Below are 14,340 nucleotides of genomic sequence, written 5' to 3'. Positions count from 1 at the left end.
GCAACATGGCCTGCACGACGGAGCAGGCATAATGGAGCCAAGTGTAGCTGCCGCCCTGTGATGGGCCAACCGTGGAACCATGAGCAAACCCGACCCCGCGATGAATGCCCTTGGCGTGCTGGCCCTGGAACTGGCCGGCGGCGAAATCCCCCGCCAGGCGGTGCTCAGCGCTGAACAGGCCGGTGAACTGGCCGAACGCGTCGGCCGTGACCTGGCCAAGCTGGTGCCACAGGTGGCCGAGCTGGACCTGGTGTTCGCCGCCGCGCATTTCGACCCGGCCGAAGTGCTGCGTCCGGGCTGGCCGATCCATCGCCGCCTGGAAGAACTGCAGATGCGTGCCCCGGGCCGCAACCAGGGCCCGCGCCTGCTGGCCTTCGGTACCGATGCCGAAGGTGACGTGCCACTGCCGTTCCAGGCCGATGCCACGCTGGTGGGCGGTGGCCTGCGCGTGGTGCCGTTCCTGCTGACCGGCAGCGACGTGGCCACCACCAGCGCGGTCGCCGATGCGCTGGAAGAAACCTTGCTGGCCAACGGCATGGCGCACGCCGACACCGCGCTGATGGCGCAGAACACCTTCGGTGCCCGCATCCAGCACGCGCGCTATTTCACCGTGAACGACCTGGCCGCGATGATGTCGATGCAGTACGACAACCAGGGCCTGGCCGCACTGTGGCCGCTGATCGAGACCGCGATCATGGCGCCGGGCGAGGACGAGTGGCTCAATGCCGCGCCCGAGCCGCTGCTGCGCTATACGCATGGCGAAGCACGCATGGCGCTGTTCGACCCGGCCGGTTGGTGCGCGCACTACAGCCACAGCAAGAACGACTGCGATCGCCTGAAGGGCATCTACGAGCAGTTCCTGATGCGCCAGCGACAGATGGCCGCGGTGCTGGAAGCACATGGCGTGCCGGTACTGTTCGTGCACTGCGAGGCCGGCCAGGACGCGCGCGAGCTGCTGGCGCGCTGATCGACGGACGTATTTCGCCGGGCCATGTCCGGCGGGATCCACACGAAAAACGCCGGCTTGCGCCGGCGTTTTCCGTTTCCAGCAAGAGCGCCCTTACGGAGCCTTCTGGATGACCGCACAGGCCAGGCGCGCGCCGGCGTTGCCGGTCGGCTGGGTCTTGTAGTCGTCCGCATCGGCGTGGACGATCAGGCCGCGGCCGATGATGTCGAAGTCATCACCCTTGCCGATGTTGACGTTGCTCGACACCGGGCCGTCGATGGTGGCCACGCCCTTGTCGTCGGCCTTGATGTTGGGCATGTCGCCGCCGTGGTGCGGATCGGTGGCGACGTTGCCGTGATCCTGCTTGCCCGGGTTGAAGTGGCCGCCGGCGCTCATGCCGTCCGGCGCGCTGCAGTCGCCCTTCTCGTGGATGTGGAAGCCATGTTCGCTGCCCGGCTTCAGGCCGGTAATCTGGCCGGTCACGTGGACCTTGCCATCAACCACCTTGAAGGTGACGCTGCCCTTGGTCTCGTTGCCCTGGGTCGGTGCCAGTTCGGCCGTTGCCGAAGCATCGCCCGTCGGTGCAGCCGCCGGTGCCGGCGCTGCAGCCGGTTCGGTGGTGGCGCCGTCAGCCGGCGGGGTTTCAGTCTGCGGCGCGGCGGGCTGCTGGTTGCAGGCCGCCAGGCCCAGCGCGGCGATGGCCGCAAACAGCGAAGTGTGGATCAGACGCATTGGAATCTCTCCCTCGATGATGCCTGCAGTGATCAGCGGACGACCCGGATCACGCCACAGGCGATGCGGACGCCGGCATTGCCGGCGGGCTGGCTGCGATAGTCGTCGGCGTTGGCATGCACGACCAGTGCGCGTCCGGCGATATCGGTGGCGGCGCCTCCGCCAAGGGTAACCCCCTTGAGGTGGATATCGACGTTGGCGCGGCCCTGGGCGTCGGCACGCAGATTGTCCATGTCGCCCAGGTGGTGCTTGCCGGTGCCGGCGCGGCCATGCGCAGCGCCACCGGGATTGAAGTGATTGCCGGCACTGCTGGCATCCACCGCACTGCAGTCGCCGCGCTCATGGATGTGGAAGCCGGCCTGCTGCATCGGCTGCAGGCCACCGACCAGGCCAGTGATGTGGATGCCACCGGGCTCCACCATCAGCGCGATGCGGCCACTGACGATGCTGGCCGAGGCCGGCGCGAGATTGGCCTCGCCCTGCTTCGCAGCACTGACCACGGTCGGCGGTGGCGGCGTGGGTTCGGCCTTCTTCGGTGCACTGCCACAGGCAGACAGCAGCACGGCGGCGGACAACGGCAGGATGGCAAAGGACAGACGCATCGAAGACTCCTTGCAGGTGACACTACGGACGGCATCGTCCATGAACGATCAACGGTTCGGCAAGCCGGTGCGAGGATCGCGTGCAGGGACCGTTCAATGGCCCCCGCGACGGCGCCCGGCGCCCAGCTTGCGGGTAAGGGTATTGCGGCCGAGGCCGAGACGGGCAGCGGCTTCGGCGCGGCGGCCGTGGGTGATCTGCAGCGCGGCCTCCAGCAGGGCATGGTCGACCCGCTCGCGCACCTGCGCGTGCAGCCCTTCCACGCCTTCGGCCAGCTGACGGCGCGCCCATTCGGCCAGCAGCGCTTCCCACTGCCCCGGATCGGCTGCGCTGGTACTGCTGCGGCGCCCGCGCGCGCGGTTCAGCGCGGTATCGACATCGGCCACGCCGATGGTGTCGGCGGCGGCCAGCGCGGCCATCCGCCAGCACACGTTCTCCAGCTCGCGCACATTGCCCGGCCAGTCGTGCTCGCGCAACGCCTGCAGGGCCGCGGCGGTCAGGCGCTTCGGCGGCGTATCCAGCTTGCGTGCGGCGGCAGCCAGGAAGGTGCTGGCCAATTGCGCGATGTCCTCGCGGCGCTCGCGCAGTGGCGGCAGCTGCAGGCGCACCACGTCCAGGCGGTGCAGCAGATCTGCGCGGAACTTCCCCTGCGCGACCAGTCCCTCCAGATCCTGGTGGGTGGCGGCCACCACGCGCACGTCGACGCGGATCAGCTCGCGGCCACCGACGCGGAAGAACTCACCCTGCGCCAGCACACGCAGCAGGCGGGTCTGCAGCGGCAACGGCATGTCGCCGATCTCATCCAGGAACAGCGTGCCACCGTTGGCCTGCTCGAAGCGGCCGATGTGGCGGCGCTGCGCACCGGTGAAGGCACCGGCCTCGTGGCCGAACAACTCGCTTTCCAGCAGCTCGGACGGGATTGCAGCGGTATTGAGCGCGACGAACGGACCCAGCGCGCGCGGTGATTCGCGATGCAGCGCATTGGCCACCAGCTCCTTGCCGGTGCCGGTCTCGCCGGTGATCAGCACCGCCAGCGGTGCCTGCGCCAGGCGACCGATGGCGCGGAACAGCGCGCGCATCGGCGGCGTATCACCCACCAGTTGCGGCGGCTGGTCGCTATGCGCTTCCGCCGCAGGTGCGGGTGCCGCGAGTGCCGGTGCAACGGCCGGCAACACCCGCTGCGCCAGTGCCACCGCATCGTCCAGATCGAACGGCTTGGACAGGAATTCATGCGCGCCACCGCGGAACGCACCGGCCGTGCTGGCGACATCGGTATAGGCCGACATCACCACCACCGGCAGCTGCGGCAACGCGGCCTTGAGCTTGTCCAGCAGCACCAGGCCATCGTCGCCAGGCATGCGCACATCGGTGAACAGCAGCGCTGGCGGCGCGCCTTCGCCCAGGGCCTGCAGGGCAGCCGCAGCGCTGTCGAAATCGACAACCTGGTAGCCCGCCTCGCGCAGCGCGGTGCACAGCACGAAGCGCACGGCACGATCGTCATCGACCACCCAGATGCGCTGCGCGGTGGTGGGGGACTCAGACATCGCGCGGGGCCTCCTCGGCCGGGGCGGCGCCGTTGCCGATCGGCAACAGCAGGGTGAACACGGTATGGCCCGGGCGCGAGCGGTAGGTCAGCGTGCCGCGATGCTCGCGCGCCACCTGCTGGGCCAGCGCCAGGCCCAGCCCGGTGCCTTCGGCGCGGCCACTCACCAAGGGCAGGAACAGGTGTTCGGCCAGTTCTTCGGGCACGCCGCGGCCGTCGTCGGCGATTTCCAGGCGCAGCGCCAGCGTGTGCAGCTGCTCGGCGATGCGCACGCCATGCTCCACGCGGGTGCGCAGGGTGATGTTGCCGGCGCCGGCCTGGATCGCGTTGCGCACCAGGTTCCATACCGCCTGGGTGAGGCGGTCGGCGTCGCCGTGGAATTCGGGAATGCTGGGGTCGTAGTCGCGCTGCAGGCGTACCGCCCAGCCGGCCTCATTCTCGGCCAGGCGCAGCACGCGCTCGAGCGCGGCATGGATGTTCAGTTCCGCATGCGGCGCGGCCGGGGCCGGCGACAACAGCTGGTCAAGCAGGCCGTTGAGGCGCTCGATCTCCGAGCCGATCAGCTCGATCAGCTCGCGTTCGCTGGCCTCGCGCTGGGCCGCGCGGCGGGCCAGCAGCTGGGCCGCACCCTTCAACCCGGCCAGCGGGTTGCGCAGCTCGTGGGCCAAGCCCTTCAGCGCCGCGCTGAGCGCGCTGGGCAGGGCCTGGGTCGGGTCCAGCCCGGGGAATTCATCGACCGGATGCGCCTCCAGCAGCCAGCCACCATCGTCGCGGCGGCTCATCCAGCCCTCGGCGAAGCGCGGCGCTTCGCCGGGCACCGCCAGCGCCAGCCGGTTCAAGCGCAGGCTGTCGCGCTCATCGCGGGCCAGGAAATGGGCCAGTGCCTCGCCCTGCACTTCCAGCGCGGCCAATGGGCGACCCAGCAGTCGCCGGGCGCTGACGCCCAGCCAGCGGGCGAACGCCGGATTGCAGCCGGCGATGCAGCCATCGGCCCCGGCCCAGGCCAGCGGCGTGCCCAGGGCATCGAGGGACGGCGGGGGAGAGGGGTCGGACATTGCACCAATGTAGTGCAAAACGCGGGGTTCGGGGTCAGAGCCCTTTCCTCGCGGAAAGGGATCTGACCGCATGCGCTGCGGGGTCCGGGGTCGGATCCCTTTCCGCCTGGAAAGGGTTCTGACCCCTGCCGCAGGTCGAGCAAGCTCGACCACGACCACATGCGTGGCCGGTTACAGCTTCATGTTGAGGCCGACGAACACGCTGCGGCCCGGCGCCGGCGAGAACATCGGGCGGGCGCTGTCCCAGAAGAAGCTGTCGTACCAGGCGTAGGCGTACTCGCGGCCGGTCACGTTCTTCAGCTGCAGGTCCACGCTGAAACGCGGGCTGAGCTGATAGGCAGCACTGAGGTCGAGCACGGCGAAACCACCGAACTTGCCGGCCACGTTGCGCTCTTCCAGGTAGTAATCGCCCTGTGCACGCGCCTGCAGGCCCAGCCGCAGCGCATCCGTGGCGCGGTAGTCCACGCCCAGATTGCTGATGTGGCGCGGGGTGGCGGCCACTTCGCGGCCCTGCAGTGAAATGCTGGCATCGCGGTCGTCGCGGGTGATCTTCGCTTCCTGGTAGGCGTGCGACGCCCACACCGTCCAGTCGTCGCCCAGCTGCAGGCTCAGCTGCGCATCCACGCCGCGCCGGCGGGTCTTGCCCAGGGTGACCGTGGTGCCGGTGGCTGGCATGTTGGACACCTCGTTTTCCGCATCCTGCTGCCACACCGCCAGGCGTGCCTGGCTTCCCGCGAACGGCTGGAACTTCAGGCCCAGCTCCATGCCGGTGTTGGTGGACGGCTGCAAGGGCGCCTGCCCCGGGGTGAGGTAGGCCGGTGCGGTGGAGCCGGTCAGCACCTGGAAGGTGCGGCCCCAGTTCGCGTAGACGTGGGTGGTCTGGCCCAGGGTGTGGATGATGCTCAGCTTGGGCTGGCCGATGCTGCCGTAATCCTGCAGGCGGCCGCTGAGGCCGTTCATCAGGTGGGTGCGGCCACTGAAACGGTCGACGCGGTAGGCCGGCACGATCTTCCAGGCCTCGACGGGCTGGTAGACGGCCTGCACGTAGGCGCCCCAGTTGTCGAAGCTGTGGCGATCATTGTTCTGCACCCGCGCGGGGGGCTGGCTGAAATCAGTGGGTTCGGCGTAGGCGTAGCGCTCGCGGAGGTAGCCGTTGTCCTGCTGCTCGTAGTTCAGGCCACCTTCGACGGTGAGCGTGGGGCTGGCCTGCCAGGTGAGCGTGCTGAGCAGGCCATGCTGCCGCTCGTCCCATACGCGGCGCTGGCGCGGCAGGTTGCCGGTGGGCAGGTCGCTGAAGGTCACGCGACGGTCGTCTTCGTAGCGGTTGTAGTACAGGCGGGTGCCGAAGGTGATTGCGTCGGACAGCTTCATGTCCAGGTGCGCGGCAAGCTGGCGCATGTCGCGGTCATCGCCATCGTTGCCGTTGCGCAGCTCGCTGCCACGGCGGTGCGTGCGCAGCTCGTCGGCGGTCATGAAGCCGGGTTCGTCGGCTTCGTGGTGGTACGCGCGCGCGGTCAGTCCCACGCGCAGGCCGTCGTCCAGCGAGCCGTAGAACCACTTGCCGCCCAGCGAATATTTCTTCGAGGTGTCGTGGTCGCGGTAGCCGTCGCTGGCCTGGGTGCCGACGAAATAGTTCTGCGCGAAGCCATCGGCTTCACGGCCGACTGCCAGCTGCGCATCGCGGGTGTTATAGCTGCCGTAGGCCAGGCGCGCATCGGTGTAGCTGCCACCCTGGCGCGTACCGAAGTTCACGTTGCCGCCGATGTTGTGCAGGCCGTAGCGCGGGTCGTTGGTACCGCGCACCACTTCGATGTAGCTGATGTCCAGCGGGAACAGCATGTCGATGAAGCGCTGGTTGCCGCTGTTGACGTTGCTGGGGATGCCGTCGATCAGCGTCTTGATGGCATTGAGATAGCCCTCGCCGTTGAAGGCGCGGAAGCTGACCTTGCCCGATTCGGCGCCCTGCCGGGTTTCGGTGAGCTGGATGCCGGGCATCTGCCCGAGCAATTCCCAGCTGTGCGAGACGTTGCGGTTTTCGATCTGGTCTGCACCCAGGACATCCACCGAGGTCAGTACCTGATGCGCACTGAGCTGGCCTTCGCCGTGCTGGTGCACCTGCACCTTGCCGAGAGTGAGCGCGGCGTCGGCCGACTGTGCGAAGGCTTCAGGGGCGAACGGTGCGGCCGCGAGGGCGGCCACCAGGGTGGGAGTCTTCATGGGAAGGGGCGGCTACGGTGAAATGTAATCATATAACATTTCACGCGCCCGATTTTTGCGGCGTCGAGCAAGGCTCGGCGTTACAAGGGCGGCTGCCGGGGGGATTACACCTGGTAGCCGGTGGCTTCCCGTGCCTTCTTCCAGGCGGCTTCGAATTCACGCGCGGAAATTTCGTCGTCCTCGTCGAAATCCAGGAACGACACTGGCTGGTCGGCCAGCAGGAAGCGGTCGTCGCTGTGGGCATGCTCGTCGGCCCAGACCATCTTGGTCCCGTAGATTTCCACCTGCCGCACGATCTTCTCGCCGCGCGCTTCCATCAGCACATTGCCCTTGCCCAGGCCCGATTCGGCCCAGTGCTTGTAGTACTTCTTTGCGGCCGATTTCGCGCCGGATTTTGCGGTGTGCTTTGCGTAGGTCATTGCAGGAGCCCTGGCCGCAGGCGCAGCCGGAAAGTACGGAATGGCGCCATTATCAGGCATCCGGGGTCAGAGCCCTTTCCTTTGGAAGGGATCCGACCCCTGCCGGTTCAGTTCGGCAGGGGCACGCCCTTCGGCCACAGCATCCAGATGTTGCCCTTCTGCTTCATGTCGCCAGCCAGCTTGCCGGCGGCATCGCCGCTGCCCCAGTACAGGTCGGCGCGCACTTCGCCGGCGATGGCGCCGCCGGTGTCCTGCGCAGCCACCGGGCGCACCACCGGGCTGCCGTCCGGGCGCGTGGTGGACAGCCACAGCAGGCTGCCCAGTGGCACCACGGTGCGATCCACCGCCACGCTGTAGCCGGCAGTGAGCGGCACGTTCAGTGAACCGCGCGGGCCTTCCGGGCTGTCCGGGGTGCGCACGAAGAACACGTAGCTGGGGTTACTGCGCAGCAGTTCCGGTACGCGCGCGGGATGGGCCCGGGCCCAGGCGCGGATGGCGTCCATGGTGACGTCTTCCTTCTTCAGCTGGCCCTGGTCCACCAGCCAACGGCCGATCGCACGGTAGGGGTGGCCGTTCTGTTCCGCGTAGGCCAGCCGCACCTGCTTGCCATCGGCCAGGCGCACGCGGCCGGACCCCTGGATCTGCAGCAGCTGCAGGTCCATCGGGTCGGTCAGCCAGGCCAGCACCGGCGCCTTGGCGCCCTTGGCCGCGATGGTGCCGGCGTCGTCATAGGGCTTGAGCACCTTGCCTTCGACGCGCCCGCGCAGGCGCTTGCCCTTCAGTTCCGGGTAGAGGCTCTCCAGCTGCACCACCACCAGATCATCCGGCGTGCCGTACACCGGCACCGTGGCCTTATCGGTACGGGTAAGACTGCCGGGGTAGATCGGCTCGTAGTAGCCGGTAATCAGCCCGTCGGCCTGATGGCCACCGGCACGTAGCGCGTAGGCATCGAGATCGCGCTGCAGGAACTGGCGGATCGCGGCCGGGTCCTTGTCTGACACCGCGGCGGCGGTGGCGCAGGGTTTGGCCCAGACAGCGTCGTTCTTCAGGCGGGCGCAGCTGCTGCGCCAAGCCACGAAGCCGGCCTGCAGATCAGCATCGGAGACTGCGGGCAGGGCTTTCCAGTCGACCTTGGCGTAAGTGGCCGCCGGCGGCGAGGTCGGCGTGGGCGCTTCGGAGCCTGCGCGCGGAGCGGTGGTGGAGCAGCCTGCGAGCACCACCGCTGCCAACAGGGTCCAGTGCATGCGCTTGAAGAAGGTAGCGGAATCGATCATGCCGCCATGGTGGAGTGCCGGCCGCTGGGCGGCAACCCAGCGCGGGGTCAAGCGTTCATGCGCGGGGTCACGGCATCTGCAGCAGCAACGAATGCAGGATGCGGGCGTCCTCGGCATCCAGCGTCTTCGGCAGGTCGTCGCGGCCACGGAAGCGGCGGTGGAAGGCGGCGACGGTGGCTTCGCGGTTGTCGAGCGGATAACCGAAGCGGGCCAGCGCATTCCACCCATCGAAGCCTTCCGGTGCGGCACCATCGGCCGCGCGCGGCCACACGCCGAACCCGGCCTCGGCCAGCTGCTGCCATGGGAAGAAGCGGCTCGGATCCTGCTTGCGCGTCGGCGCCAGGTCGGCATGGCCGATCACCTGGCGCGGCGGGATGTTCAGGCGCGTGGTGAGGTCGCGCAGCAGCACGATCAGCGATTCGATCTGTGCCGCACTGAACGGGCTGCGGCCATCGTTGTCGAGCTCGATGCCGATCGAAGCCGAGTTGAGATCAGTGATGGTGCCCCATCGCCCGGCGCCGGCATGCCAGGCACGGCGCTCATCGGCGACGAGCTGGTAGCGATGGCCATCGGCGCCGATCAGGTAGTGTGCACTGACCGGTCCACCGCTGTTGGCGGTACGCAGCGTATGCAGGCTCTGCTGCACCGACTTCTGCTCCGTGTGGTGGATGACGATGATGACCGGCGTGCGCGCGTTCTGGTTCGGTGATGGCACCCAGGTGGCGAGCGGGTTGCGGGTTTCCTGCGGCGTGGAGGCGCAGGCGGCCACCAGCAGGCAGGCCGAGAGCATCAGGGACGTGCGGATCGGGTGCATGGCCCGATTGTGCGCGATCAGGCCCGATGATGCATGCCGCCGTGCCGACCAACGGTCGGCACCCACCAGAGCAGGAGCAGTGCCAGGCAAGCCTGGCACCGACCAAACGCAAAAGGCGGCCCCGCAGGGCCGCCCATCATGCATCAGGCCTCGTAGGCAGACTCGCCGTGCGAAGTCACATCCAGGCCGGTGCGTTCGGCCTCTTCGGTCACGCGCAGGCCGACCACGACCTTGACCACCAGCAGGATGACCGCGGTCATCACCGCCGACCACAGTACGGTCAAGCCGACGCTGACCACCTGCACCCACACCTGGTGGGCGATATCCAGATCGGCCTTGGTACCGCCCAGCGACTGTGCACTGAACACGCCGGTGAGGATCGCGCCGACGATGCCGCCGACACCATGCACACCGAACACGTCGGCCGTGTCGTCCACTTTGAGCAGGCGCTTGAGGCCGGTCACGCCCCACACGCAGACCACGCCGGCGACGAAGCCGATCACGATCGCGCCGAGCGGGCCGACCGTGCCGCAGGCCGGGGTGATGCCGACCAGGCCGGCCACCGCACCCGAGGCCGCGCCCAGTGCCGACGGCTTGCCCTTGCCGATCGCTTCCACCAGCGTCCAGCCGAGCACCGCGGCAGCGGTGGCCAGCACGGTGTTGAGGAAGGCCAGCGAGGCCACCGTATCGGCGGCGGCGGCGGAACCAGCATTGAAGCCGAACCAGCCCACCCACAGCAGCATGGCGCCGATGTAGGTAAACGGTACGTTGTGCGGCTTCAGCGCGGTCTGGCCGTAGCCCAGGCGCTTGCCGACGAACCACGCGCCAACCAGGCCGGCCACGCCCGCGTTGATGTGGACCACGGTGCCACCGGCGAAGTCGATCGCGCCCAGTTCACCCAGGTAGCCGCCGCCCCAGACGATGTGTGCCATCGGGATGTAGCTGAGGGTGAACCACAGTGCCGAGAACAGCAGTACCGCACGGAACTTGATGCGCTCGGCGAAGGCACCGACGATCAGCGCGGTGGTGATGCCGGCGAAGGTCGACTGGAAGGCGACGAACAGGTAGTCCGGCAGGCCCTTGATCGGCGTGTTGCCCACCGAGTCGGGCGTGAAGCCCTTGAGGAAGGCGAATTCGGTGAACGAACCGAAGAATGGATTGCCCGCGCTGAACACCGCGCTGTAGCCGTAGGACACCCACAGCAGCAGCACCAGCGAGAACACCACCAGGATCTGGCTGAGCACCGACAGCACATTCTTCGAACGCACCAGTCCGCCGTAGAACAGGGCCAGGCCCGGCACCACCATCAGCAGCACCAGCAACGTGGAGGTGAGCATCCAGGCGACGTCGCCACGATCGTAGGCGGCGGCCGCTTCGGCCACGGCCGGCGCAGCGGCGCTGGCGGCCGGATCGTGCAGCGGCTCGACCGCAACGGTTTCGCTCGGCAGCGGCGACACCTGTGCCTGGGCATGGGCGCTGCCCGGCCACGCACCTGCGGCCAGCGCGCTGAGCAGCATCAACAGGCACACCAGGTGGAACCGGGCCTGCCACCCGGTGAGAAGGCGCATCTTCATTGGGGAGTCTCCGGAAGGGGGTTACAGCGCGTCGGCACCGATTTCGCCGGTGCGGATGCGGATGACCTGTTCGACGGCGGTGACGAAGATCTTGCCGTCACCGATCTTGCCGGTGCCTGCCGACGACTGGATCGCTTCGATCACTGCGTCGGCACGCTCGTCGGTGACCACCGTTTCGATCTTGATCTTGGGCAGGAAATCGACGACGTACTCGGCGCCGCGATACAGCTCGGTGTGGCCCTTCTGGCGACCGAAACCTTTCACTTCGGTCACGGTGATGCCCGACACGCCTGCATCGGACAGGGCCTCGCGGACCTCGTCGAGCTTGAACGGTCGGATGATGGCGGAGATCAGTTTCATGCGCATGTCCCGATGGTGGATGGGGCCAGCGCGCCAGCGCGCGTTGGCATCAGGCAACCACAGGTCATCAGGGCGATGACCGTGGCTGTTGCACCGGACACGTACAGGGCCGGGACGGCCGTGCCTCTCTCCTTGCACGACCGACGCGGGAGGGAGGGCGGCCCTGGTCGCGTATCCGGTCTCTCTCTTGCCCCTGGGGTGGGGTCAGAGCCCTTTCGCGGCGCGAAACGGATCTGACCCCCTACAACCGCGGCTCCCCAGCCGCGAGAACGGAAGCGATGGCGGCAGGTGGGAGGGGGGACCCACCGCCATCGCGCCCGGTCAGCTGGCGTAGTACAGCTGGTATTCCAGCGGGTGGGTGGCCGCGCGGAACTTGGTCACTTCCTGCATCTTCAGCGCGATGTAGCCGTCGATGAAGTCATCGCTCATCACGCCGCCGGCCTTGAGGAACTCGCGGTCCTTGTCCAGCGCTTCCAGCGCCTGGTCCAGCGAGGAGCAGACCTGCGGGATCAGCTTCTCTTCCTCCGGCGGCAGGTCGTACAGGTCCTTGTCGCTCGGTGCACCCGGGTCGATCTGGTTCTTGATGCCGTCCAGGCCGGCCATCATCAGCGCGGTGAAGGTCAGGTAGCCGGACTGGATCGGATCCGGGAAGCGCATTTCGATGCGGCGCGCCTTCGGGTTGGACACCCACGGAATGCGGCACGAGGCCGAACGGTTGCGGGCCGAATAGGCCAGCATCACCGGCGCCTCGAAGCCCGGCACCAGGCGCTTGTAGCTGTTGGTGCCCGAATTGGCGAAGGCATTGATGGCCTTGGCGTGCTTGAAGATGCCGCCGATGTACCACAGCGCCAGCTGGCTCAGGCCACCGTAGCCGTCACCGGAGAACAGGTTGGTGCCGCCCTTGGACAGCGACTGGTGCACATGCATGCCGCTGCCGTTGTCGCCGACGATCGGCTTGGGCATGAAGGTGACGGTCTTGCCGTTGCGGTGCGCGACGTTCTTGATGACGTACTTCATGCGCAGCAGCTCGTCGGCCTTCTGCACCAGGGTGCTGAACTTGGTGCCGATCTCGCACTGGCCCGCAGTGGCCACTTCGTGGTGCTGCACTTCCACTTCGATGCCGACCTGTTCCAGGGTCTTGCACATTTCCGCGCGCAGGTCGTGCAGGGTGTCGGTCGGCGGAACCGGGAAGTAGCCGCCCTTCACGCCCGGACGGTAGCCGCTGTTGGCGCCGTCATACTTGGCGCCGCTGTTCCACGCCGCTTCTTCCGAGTCGACCTTGAAGAAGGTGTTGCCCATTTCGTTGGCGAAACGGACCGAGTCGAAGATGAAGAATTCCGGCTCCGGGCCGAAGAACGCGGTTTCGGCGATGCCGGAAGACTTCAGGTAGGCCTCGGCACGCTTGGCGATGCCGCGCGGGCAGCGGCCATAGGCCTGCATGGTGGCCGGATCGAGGATGTCGCAGCTGATCACGATGGTCGGATCGGCGTAGAACGGGTCGACGTAGGCGCTGGACGGGTCCGGCAGCAGCACCATGTCCGATTCGTTGATGCCCTTCCAGCCGGCGATCGAGCTGCCGTCGAACATCTTGCCTTCTTCGAACAGCGACGGTTCGACGATGCTGACCGGGAAGGTGACGTGCTGCTCGACGCCACGCATATCCACGAAACGCAGATCGACGAACTCGATCTGGTTGTCCTTGATCAGCTTCTCAACGTTTTCCACGGACATCGGTACGACCTCGGATGGGGATGAATGCCTGCTGAGGTACAGCAATGACCGTGCCAACTTTTCGATACCCGCAAGTCGTTGATTTCAATATGGCTGCCCCGCGCCGGTGCAGAACGGTGCGCACCAAACCGGTGCGCCCGCCAACAGACGCACCCGTTTGGTGCAGCAGGGATCGTCTATCCTCTCGACCTTCTTCCTTCCGCCGCGCGTGCCCGCACCGTCCATGTCCGACCTGCTCTCCGCCCTGCTGCTGGGCATCCTCGAAGGCTTGACCGAATTCCTGCCGATCTCCAGCACCGGCCACCTGCTCATCGCCCAGCACTGGCTGGGTGCCCGCTCGGACTTCTTCAACATCGTCATCCAGGCCGGCGCGATCGTGGCCGTGGTGCTGGTGTTCCGCCAGCGCCTGCTGCAGCTGGCCACCGGCTTGAACCAACGCGAGAACCGTGAGTACGTGTTCAAGCTGGGCGCTGCGTTCCTGGTCACCGCCGTGGTCGGCCTGGTGGTGCGCAAGGCCGGCTGGTCGCTGCCGGAGACGGTCAGCCCGGTGGCCTGGGCACTGATCATCGGTGGCGTCTGGATGCTGCTGGTGGAGGCCTACACCGCGCGCCTGCCCGACCGCGACCAGGTGACCTGGACAGTGGCGATCGGCGTGGGCCTGGCGCAGGTCGTGGCCGGCGTGTTCCCCGGTACCTCGCGCTCGGCCTCGGCGATCTTCCTGGCCATGCTGCTGGGCCTGAGCCGTCGCGCCGCTGCCGCCGAGTTCGTGTTCCTGGTCGGCATTCCCACCATGTTCGCCGCCAGCGCCTACACCTTCCTGGAAATGGCCAAGGCCGGGCAGCTGGGCAGCGAGAACTGGACCGACGTGGGCGTGGCCTTCCTTGCCGCGGCCATCACCGGCTTCGTCGTAGTGAAGTGGCTGATGGGCTACATCAAGTCGCACCGGTTCACCGCCTTCGCCCTCTACCGCATCGCGCTGGGCGCGGCGCTGCTGCTGTGGTTGCCCTCCGGCAGCTGAACAGCGCCGGCCGCACGGTAACCCCATGGCCGGCCCCACCCCGTTTTCCCCACGGTT

General features: G+C 67.6%; 13 protein-coding genes. 2 read left to right on the top strand and 11 right to left on the bottom strand.

What is annotated here, in order from left to right; all coding sequences use genetic code 11:
• Nucleotides 1–79 precede the first annotated feature (79 nt).
• Entirely contained in the window at nt 80–967 is an 888-nt protein-coding gene (locus ACSYHF_RS00665) for a hypothetical protein (protein ID WP_447575996.1), read from the top strand.
• Between the two features lie 93 nt (nt 968–1,060).
• Here the strand turns inward: ACSYHF_RS00665 and ACSYHF_RS00660 are convergent, their stop codons facing one another.
• The 11 genes from ACSYHF_RS00660 to glnA all read right to left on the bottom strand — a co-directional run bounded on the left by ACSYHF_RS00660 (nt 1,061) and on the right by glnA (nt 13,265).
• Nucleotides 1,061–1,678 carry a superoxide dismutase family protein gene (locus ACSYHF_RS00660; protein ID WP_197598819.1) on the bottom strand — a complete coding sequence of 206 codons (618 nt, stop codon included), beginning with the start codon at nt 1,676–1,678 and terminating at the stop codon, nt 1,061–1,063.
• 32 nt (nt 1,679–1,710) lie between these two features.
• Nucleotides 1,711–2,280 carry a superoxide dismutase family protein gene (locus tag ACSYHF_RS00655; RefSeq protein WP_049439225.1) on the bottom strand — a complete coding sequence of 190 codons (570 nt, stop codon included), beginning with the start codon at nt 2,278–2,280 and terminating at the stop codon, nt 1,711–1,713.
• A gap of 93 nt (nt 2,281–2,373) precedes the next feature.
• Nucleotides 2,374–3,822 (bottom strand): nitrogen regulation protein NR(I), encoded by a 1,449-nt coding sequence (gene ntrC / locus ACSYHF_RS00650; protein WP_069138132.1) that lies wholly within the window; start codon nt 3,820–3,822, stop codon nt 2,374–2,376.
• A complete protein-coding gene (locus ACSYHF_RS00645) occupies nt 3,815–4,876 on the bottom strand; it encodes a two-component system sensor histidine kinase NtrB (RefSeq protein ID WP_138953344.1) in 1,062 nt (353 codons plus the stop codon). The genes ntrC and ACSYHF_RS00645 overlap by 8 nt, the downstream gene beginning before the upstream one ends.
• 171 nt (nt 4,877–5,047) lie before the next feature.
• Nucleotides 5,048–7,093, bottom strand: coding sequence for a TonB-dependent receptor (locus ACSYHF_RS00640; RefSeq protein WP_447575995.1), 2,046 nt, complete (start codon nt 7,091–7,093; stop codon nt 5,048–5,050).
• A gap of 104 nt (nt 7,094–7,197) precedes the next feature.
• A complete protein-coding gene (locus ACSYHF_RS00635) occupies nt 7,198–7,512 on the bottom strand; it encodes a hypothetical protein (protein WP_134956313.1) in 315 nt (104 codons plus the stop codon).
• A 107-nt stretch (nt 7,513–7,619) separates the two neighbouring features.
• Nucleotides 7,620–8,786, bottom strand: a complete 1,167-nt coding sequence (gene mltA, locus ACSYHF_RS00630; RefSeq protein WP_447575994.1) for a murein transglycosylase A — start codon at nt 8,784–8,786, stop codon at nt 7,620–7,622.
• Nucleotides 8,787–8,853: 67 nt separating this feature from the next.
• Complete coding sequence (locus ACSYHF_RS00625) at nt 8,854–9,600, bottom strand: N-acetylmuramoyl-L-alanine amidase (protein WP_053497808.1); 747 nt, start codon at nt 9,598–9,600, stop codon at nt 8,854–8,856.
• 143 nt (nt 9,601–9,743) lie between these two features.
• On the bottom strand, nt 9,744–11,174 hold the full coding sequence (gene amt / locus ACSYHF_RS00620; protein WP_111127190.1) for an ammonium transporter: 1,431 nt from the start codon (nt 11,172–11,174) through the stop codon (nt 9,744–9,746).
• A gap of 21 nt (nt 11,175–11,195) precedes the next feature.
• Entirely contained in the window at nt 11,196–11,534 is a 339-nt protein-coding gene (locus tag ACSYHF_RS00615) for a P-II family nitrogen regulator (protein WP_004134334.1), read from the bottom strand.
• Between the two features lie 321 nt (nt 11,535–11,855).
• On the bottom strand, nt 11,856–13,265 hold the full coding sequence (gene glnA / locus ACSYHF_RS00610; protein ID WP_005420964.1) for a type I glutamate--ammonia ligase: 1,410 nt from the start codon (nt 13,263–13,265) through the stop codon (nt 11,856–11,858).
• A 223-nt stretch (nt 13,266–13,488) separates the two neighbouring features.
• Between glnA and ACSYHF_RS00605 the strand changes: the two genes are divergently transcribed.
• Nucleotides 13,489–14,283 (top strand): undecaprenyl-diphosphate phosphatase, encoded by a 795-nt coding sequence (locus tag ACSYHF_RS00605; protein WP_095378438.1) that lies wholly within the window; start codon nt 13,489–13,491, stop codon nt 14,281–14,283.
• Nucleotides 14,284–14,340 lie beyond the last annotated feature (57 nt).

Source organism: Stenotrophomonas maltophilia group sp. P373, assembly GCF_053295075.1.
Note: the sequence above shows the minus strand (reverse complement) of the source record. Positions and strands in the feature narration are given on the sequence as shown.

Excerpts from the sequence above, each read along its gene's own strand:
- ACSYHF_RS00635 (WP_134956313.1), bottom strand. The coding sequence starts at position 7,512 with ATGACCTACGCAAAGCACACCGCAAAATCCGGCGCGAAATCGGCCGCA.
- glnA (WP_005420964.1), bottom strand. The coding sequence starts at position 13,265 with ATGTCCGTGGAAAACGTTGAGAAGCTGATCAAGGACAACCAGATCGAG.
- ACSYHF_RS00605 (WP_095378438.1), top strand. The coding sequence starts at position 13,489 with ATGTCCGACCTGCTCTCCGCCCTGCTGCTGGGCATCCTCGAAGGCTTG.
- ACSYHF_RS00640 (WP_447575995.1), bottom strand. The coding sequence starts at position 7,093 with ATGAAGACTCCCACCCTGGTGGCCGCCCTCGCGGCCGCACCGTTCGCC.
- ACSYHF_RS00615 (WP_004134334.1), bottom strand. The coding sequence starts at position 11,534 with ATGAAACTGATCTCCGCCATCATCCGACCGTTCAAGCTCGACGAGGTC.
- ntrC (WP_069138132.1), bottom strand. The coding sequence starts at position 3,822 with ATGTCTGAGTCCCCCACCACCGCGCAGCGCATCTGGGTGGTCGATGAC.
- mltA (WP_447575994.1), bottom strand. The coding sequence starts at position 8,786 with ATGATCGATTCCGCTACCTTCTTCAAGCGCATGCACTGGACCCTGTTG.
- ACSYHF_RS00655 (WP_049439225.1), bottom strand. The coding sequence starts at position 2,280 with ATGCGTCTGTCCTTTGCCATCCTGCCGTTGTCCGCCGCCGTGCTGCTG.
- ACSYHF_RS00665 (WP_447575996.1), top strand. The coding sequence starts at position 80 with ATGAGCAAACCCGACCCCGCGATGAATGCCCTTGGCGTGCTGGCCCTG.
- ACSYHF_RS00645 (WP_138953344.1), bottom strand. The coding sequence starts at position 4,876 with ATGTCCGACCCCTCTCCCCCGCCGTCCCTCGATGCCCTGGGCACGCCG.
- ACSYHF_RS00660 (WP_197598819.1), bottom strand. The coding sequence starts at position 1,678 with ATGCGTCTGATCCACACTTCGCTGTTTGCGGCCATCGCCGCGCTGGGC.
- amt (WP_111127190.1), bottom strand. The coding sequence starts at position 11,174 with ATGAAGATGCGCCTTCTCACCGGGTGGCAGGCCCGGTTCCACCTGGTG.
- ACSYHF_RS00625 (WP_053497808.1), bottom strand. The coding sequence starts at position 9,600 with ATGCACCCGATCCGCACGTCCCTGATGCTCTCGGCCTGCCTGCTGGTG.